The organism is Bilophila wadsworthia ATCC 49260 (genome assembly GCF_000701705.1).
Taxonomy (GTDB): Bacteria; Desulfobacterota; Desulfovibrionia; order Desulfovibrionales; family Desulfovibrionaceae; genus Bilophila; species Bilophila wadsworthia.
The window spans coordinates 22,215-28,295 of sequence record NZ_JNJP01000050.1; the positions used below are offsets into that span (position 1 = coordinate 22,215).

Genomic DNA, 6,081 nt, shown 5'->3' on the forward strand with positions numbered 1-6,081 from the left:
AGAGAGAAAAATGATTCATGCCGCTTACCTCATGCGCGGACGTGAAATCACAAATCCATGTACGCCGCCGGAGGGCGAAGCCGTCTGAACGGCGGCTTTGGCCTGCGGAGCCGTGAGCTGTCTGTATGCCTCCACATGCTCCAGGGCTTCCGCAAATGTATCAAATGTGGCGCGAACGGTGCGCGCCCCGTTGATGATATGGTTTTTCTCGTACTGGACACGCAGACCGATTTTGTCGTTTCCCGTCTGAAACACGCGCAGTTCATACATTCCGCCGTCTACCGCATCCAGAGTCAATGCATGTTCATTCTTGCCGTAAAAATCACTGCCGGTAGGATGAAAACCGGCCCTGGCAAGCCGGTCGCGGAAGGTTTCGCCAGCCAGTGTCGATGCTGGCGCGGCAGCTTCGGCGGGCGGCGTTTCTTCAAGCCCGCGTTGTTCGGCGTCATTGCGGGCAACCTGTATGGCCGCTTCCCGCGTCTCGAACTGCTTGAGTTTCATGCCGCTCGGCGCGGTCGCCGTGCTGTGCCACTGACCGTCCTCGTACAGACTTTGCCCCAGGGAACCGATGCTGCTGTTGAAATAGGTGCGGCGCAGGACATACCCGTTTTGCAGTGTATAGCCGTTGTGCTGATTGGAGACGGTGTATTCCGTTCTCCCTTCTCCTTCGCCGTATTTGAGCGTGTGAGCTTGTTTTTCCGGCGGCGCAGCGGGAACTGCGGCGGCAGCGCTGTTCTCCTTCGGCTGGGGCGCTTCCGCTGTTGTCGGCTGTTCATCGGTCAGAGATGTTTTCGGTGTCCAGGTGGAGACGTAGCTCGAATCATCCTGCATCCGCTGCAATTCCCGGATGACCGCGCTGTGGTTTTCCCGCGCCAGAGCCAGTTCTTCCTGCTGCGGAAACTCCTTGCCCAGAGTGGCCTTGACGGTTTCCAGTTCGGCCTTTTCCTGCCGTGCGTTCTCCCGCTGCGTTTCCACAGCGTCATCCAGTCCCCTGGCCAGAAAATTGTCCATGCGCTGAAACAGACCGGCCAGACTGAACTTTTCCTCAAAATCGTAGAACAGATTACCCGGTCGGAACTCCCGTTCGCCCGCCCCCCGAAGCGAAAGCTGAAAACCGTCCTTGCCGCTCATACGTATTGCCGCGCGTTCGACAGAGACTTCAAAACCGCGATAGGAGCCGAACGGAAATGTTGCGCTGGAATCGCGGGTGACTTCCTTCACGCCTTCAAGCAAACGGTCTTTTATCTTTTCGCTGTCTTTGGCCGTGAAGGTCTTGCCGTCAGCCGTCAGTTCCACCAGGATTTTTTCTTTCCCCTTTTCCATGACCGTGTGGGTATGGGAATCCCTGCGGCGGACGTTTTCCGCATACAGAGTTTCCTCTTTTGCAAGCCGTGTTTCTGTGGAAGCAAGATACTTGAGGCGGTCGCGCATCCGGTGCTGGCTGCGCTGATGCTGCGAATACAGGGCTTCGAGTTTGCGCAGATCGGCGGCAAGCTGTACCTGCATGAGAATAAGCGGATTGCCGGAAGCCGCGGCTTTCATTTCGGCGGCATTGGCGGCTTCCGAGGCTACATCGTCAATGACGCGCTGGAGCAGATCGCCCTTGCGAAACTGTTCAATAGCGGCTGACTTGTACTCTATGGTCTGCCACATCCGCGCGTCGTAAGTCTGTTTTGTGGCATAATTGAATATTTTTACAGTAAAAGTGTCAGGATTGCGTTCATAAAACATGTTTCCCTGACGTATAATTCTTCCATTGCGTTGCTCCAAATCTGACGGTCGCCACGGGGCATCCAGATGATGCGCGGCCACAAGTCTTTTCTGCACATTCATGCCCGCGCCCATTTTTGCGGTAGAGCCAAGAAGAATACGGACTCGGCCTGTATTCATATCACTGAACAGCTTTGCTTTTCGTATATCTGTGTTGGCGTCATGGATGAAGGCTATTTCATCGGCGGGAATCCCCTTTGCCATGAGTTTTTGCTTCATGTCGTCATACACGGAGAACTTGCCGGACGACATGGCGATGACCTCATCCATATTGACGACACCGGCAAGAGCGTCGTCCCCGTCATCTTCGGCCAAGTCTTCCTGTTCCGGCGTTTCGCGGACAAGAGTGTCGTCCACGTCGATAAGCGCCCCGGATTCCAAATCCTGCCGTTCACTCTGAGCGGATGCCGGAGCCTTCCCACTCTTGGGTGTGGACAAATCACAAAAGACAAGCTGCGTACCCTTGTCAGCGGAAGTTTTATGCCAGATTTCGTATATGCGCTCGACGGCGGCATTGAGCTTTGAGCCTTCAAAATCATCAGCGGTCGGCTCTATCAGCCGGTAATCCAGCCCGGCCTTGCGGGCGTCATTGGTGACTTTGAGCGGATTGTCGATGCGCGGGTCTTTGGGCAGATGCTCCATGCGCTCTATAATGCTTTCCATATAGGTAGCCTGAGCCGGGGAGCGTTCCACCACGTCATTGAATGGTTTTCCCCCTTCAATCGGAGGCGTCAGAGGCCGTTCCCCGGCCTGCTTTGCCTGTTCGTCCAAATCGCTTTTTGTCACGACATCGGCAAAGGTACGGTACATGGAAAGCAGCTCCGGCACGTTCTGGAATTTGGCAAAGCGGCTTTTTAACTTGTAGTTGACGCCTGTGTTGCAATATATTTATTCGAAATAATAGTATAAAAATTTTAAAAATATTTTTGATACCCTAAAACATACCCGTCAAAAAAGGGGATAAAAATGGGTCTTCCCGGATTGTATGGGATAAGCTGTTCTGCTCAGGTATCATCCACTGGATACCCAGCAGTTTTCCTGTTGTTCGGCCTGTTTATCTTTTGGACATTTTGGACTATACTGACAAACAGAGGGCATCCGATGAGATGAGGATGTCCCGTCTATGACAAATGTTGCAATCCTGTACTTCTGAATTTGTCCGAACTGAAATTTTAGGAAACGACTGTATGAACAAACAGCAGCTTGCGGCCAAGATTTGGGAATCAGCGAATAAGATGCGTTCCAAAATTGAGGCTAATGAATATAAGGACTATATTCTTGGTTTTATATTTTATAAATTCCTTTCTGATAACGAAGTGCAGTTTTTGAAAAAAAACGATTGGACGGATGAGTATCTTGTTGAGCTGAATGAGGATGATACTGAATCCGTGCAGATGGTTCGACAAAATATTGGCTACTTCATATCTTATGACGGCCTTTTTTCCACATGGATAGCCAAGGGTATGGATTTTGCCGCTTCGGACGTAACGGATGCCATTTCCGCTTTTAACCGGAACATCAATCCTCATCATAAAAAAGTATTTGAGGGTATTTTCAAAACGTTGGAAACCGGTCTGTCCAAACTGGGGGAAACTTCCGGCGCGCGAACCAAAGCCATCCGCGATCTGATTTATCTGATAAAAGACATTCCCATGGATGGCCGACAGGATTATGATGTTCTCGGCTTCATCTATGAATATCTGATCAGCAATTTTGCGGCCAATGCGGGCAAAAAAGCGGGGGAGTTCTACACGCCGCATGAAGTCTCGCTGCTCATGTCAGAAATTGTGGCGCATCATCTGAAGGGAAGAAGTGCGATAAAAATTTACGATCCGACAAGCGGTTCCGGCTCTCTGCTGATCAATATCGGAAAAAGCACGGCCCGCTATGTGGGGAGTGAAGATCACATTCAATACTATGCACAGGAGCTGAAAGAAAACACCTACAACCTGACACGCATGAATCTTGTCATGCGCGGTATTCTGCCGGACAATATTTTTACTCGCAACGGCGATACGCTGGAAGATGACTGGCCGTATTTTGATGAAAATGACCCGGTAAATACCTATAATCCACTCTATGTGGATGCCGTAGTCTCCAATCCCCCCTATTCTCAGGCATGGAATCCATCGGACAAGGAAAACGACGCACGCTATGCCTCGTTCGGTCTGGCCCCAAGAGGCAAGGCCGATTACGCCTTTCTGCTGCATGATTTGTATCATCTGAAGCCCGACGGCATTATGACAATTGTTTTGCCTCATGGGGTTCTTTTTCGCGGCGGCGAAGAGGGGAATATCCGTAAAAATCTCATTGAACAGAACCACATAGATGCTATTATCGGCCTTCCAGCCAACATTTTTTTCGGAACGGGTATTCCCACCATTATCATGGTATTGAGGCAAAAAAGGGAAAATACGGATGTCCTCGTTATTGATGCCTCCAAAGGCTTCGCCAAGCAGGGAAAGAATAACGTCCTGCGGGCCTGTGACATCAAAAAGATAGTGGATACAGTCACACAGCGAACCTCGGTGGATAAATTTTCCCGTGTCGTCAGTCGTGAGGAAATCCGCGGGAATGAGTATAATCTGAATATTCCTCGCTATGTGGATTCTTCCGAAGAAGCGGAAAGCTGGGATATCTGGGCTACCATGTTCGGCGGCATTCCTGATTTGGAACTTGCCGGATTACGCGATTATTGGGCCGCTTTTCCCTCGCTCAGGGAATCGCTGTTCCGGCCTCTGAATGAAGCCTATTATGAATTGAAGGTTGAAAATCTGAAGGATGCCGTTCTCGGGCATCCGGACATTACAGCCTTTACCGATCGATATGCCGGAGCATTCGCCACGTTTCCCGATTTTCTGAACACGGAACTGCTGGGCAAGATGGAGACAGTGAATACGGCGCAGGCGGAAAATGTGCACAGTGCGGATATCTTTGCCAGATTGCGCGCGATTCCGCTGATTGACCCGTATGAAGCGTACCAGCTTCTTGACAGCCGCTGGAAAGACATTGCCGTGGATCTTGAGATTCTTCAGACCGAAGGCCTTGCCGCCGCGCGGCAGGTTGATCCGCGCATGGTCATCAAGAAGAAGGATAATAAGGACACGGAAATACAAGACGGCTGGCAGGGGCATGTCATTCCCTTTGAACTGGCGCAGGCTTGTCTGTTGGCGGACAAACTGCAAGCCCTGAAAGAGGAAGAGGAAAGGCTGGCCGACTTTGCTGGGCGGTATGAAGAACTGCTGAATGAATTGAGCGAGGAGGACAGGGAACAGCCCTTTGTCAATGAGGACGCCTTTGTCCCCGCCGAGGTGAAAAAGTCGCTCAAGGCCGGAGCTCTGGATGAGGCAACGCTTGCCATCCTCAAAAAAGTGGACGCGCTGATCAGCAGAGAAAAAAGCCTCAAAAAGAAAATCAAGGAAGACGCCGAGGCACTGCACACGCAAACGAAGCATGTCATCGAGAATCTCAGTGACGAGCAGATTCTGGATTTGCTGCGCCGCAAGTGGATAACGCCTCTTGTTGAAGACCTGAACGACCTGCCTCTGAGTGTGGTCCGCAAATTGATTGCCCGCCTTGAAGCACTGTGTACGAAGTATGAGATGACCTTCGCCGGAGTGGACAGTGAAATTGATGAAACGGAAACGGCGCTCAATGGGCTGATTGATGAACTGACCGGAAATGCTTTTGACATGCAGGGGCTTGCGGAACTGAAAAAATTGCTGGGAGGCGAATAGTATGGCCGAACATGCCGGAAAACCTAAGGTTCGCTTCGCCGGATTTACGGAAACTTGGGAACAGCGTAAGCTGGGGGAAGTGGGAACTACATTTACTGGTTTATCAGGTAAAAAGGCTTCAGATTTTGGTCATGGAAAAGCTTCACTCATTACCTATATGAATGTTTTTTCTAATCCAATTGCTAATCCTAATATGATTGAGAATGTGGAAGTTGATTCAAGACAAAGAGAAGTTGAGGTAGGAGATGTGTTCTTTACAACTTCTTCTGAAACGCCTGAAGAAGTCGGAATGTCCAGTGTTTTAAAGAAAAAAATAGGTATCACATATCTTAATAGCTTTTGTTTTGGTTTTAGACCGTCTGTAAAGTTTGATTTAGATTATCTTGCATTTATGCTTAGATCTGAATCGGTAAGAAAGCAAATAAAACTTTTGGCACAGGGAATTTCGAGATTTAATATAGCAAAAACAAAGATGATGTATATTGATATTCAAGTGCCAAAAATAGATGAACAAATAGCTATTGGCAAGTATTTTGCTCAGCTTGACCGTCTTATCACCCTTCATCAGCGTAAG

3 protein-coding genes are annotated in these 6,081 nt (G+C 49.8%); 2 read left to right on the forward strand and 1 reads right to left on the reverse strand.

The window, feature by feature from the left end:
- Window positions 1–24: 24 nt before the first annotated feature.
- Window positions 25–2,580 (reverse strand): helicase C-terminal domain-containing protein, encoded by a 2,556-nt coding sequence (locus T370_RS23025; protein WP_029436201.1) that lies wholly within the window; start codon window positions 2,578–2,580, stop codon window positions 25–27.
- Between the two features lie 377 nt (window positions 2,581–2,957).
- Between T370_RS23025 and T370_RS0115025 the strand changes: the two genes are divergently transcribed.
- Both T370_RS0115025 and T370_RS24495 read left to right on the forward strand, forming a co-directional pair.
- Window positions 2,958–5,507 carry a type I restriction-modification system subunit M gene (locus T370_RS0115025; RefSeq protein WP_029436202.1) on the forward strand — a complete coding sequence of 850 codons (2,550 nt, stop codon included), beginning with the start codon at window positions 2,958–2,960 and terminating at the stop codon, window positions 5,505–5,507.
- 1 nt (window position 5,508) lies between these two features.
- On the forward strand, window positions 5,509–6,081 hold a 573-nt coding region (locus T370_RS24495; protein WP_211250529.1), incomplete at its 3' end, for a restriction endonuclease subunit S.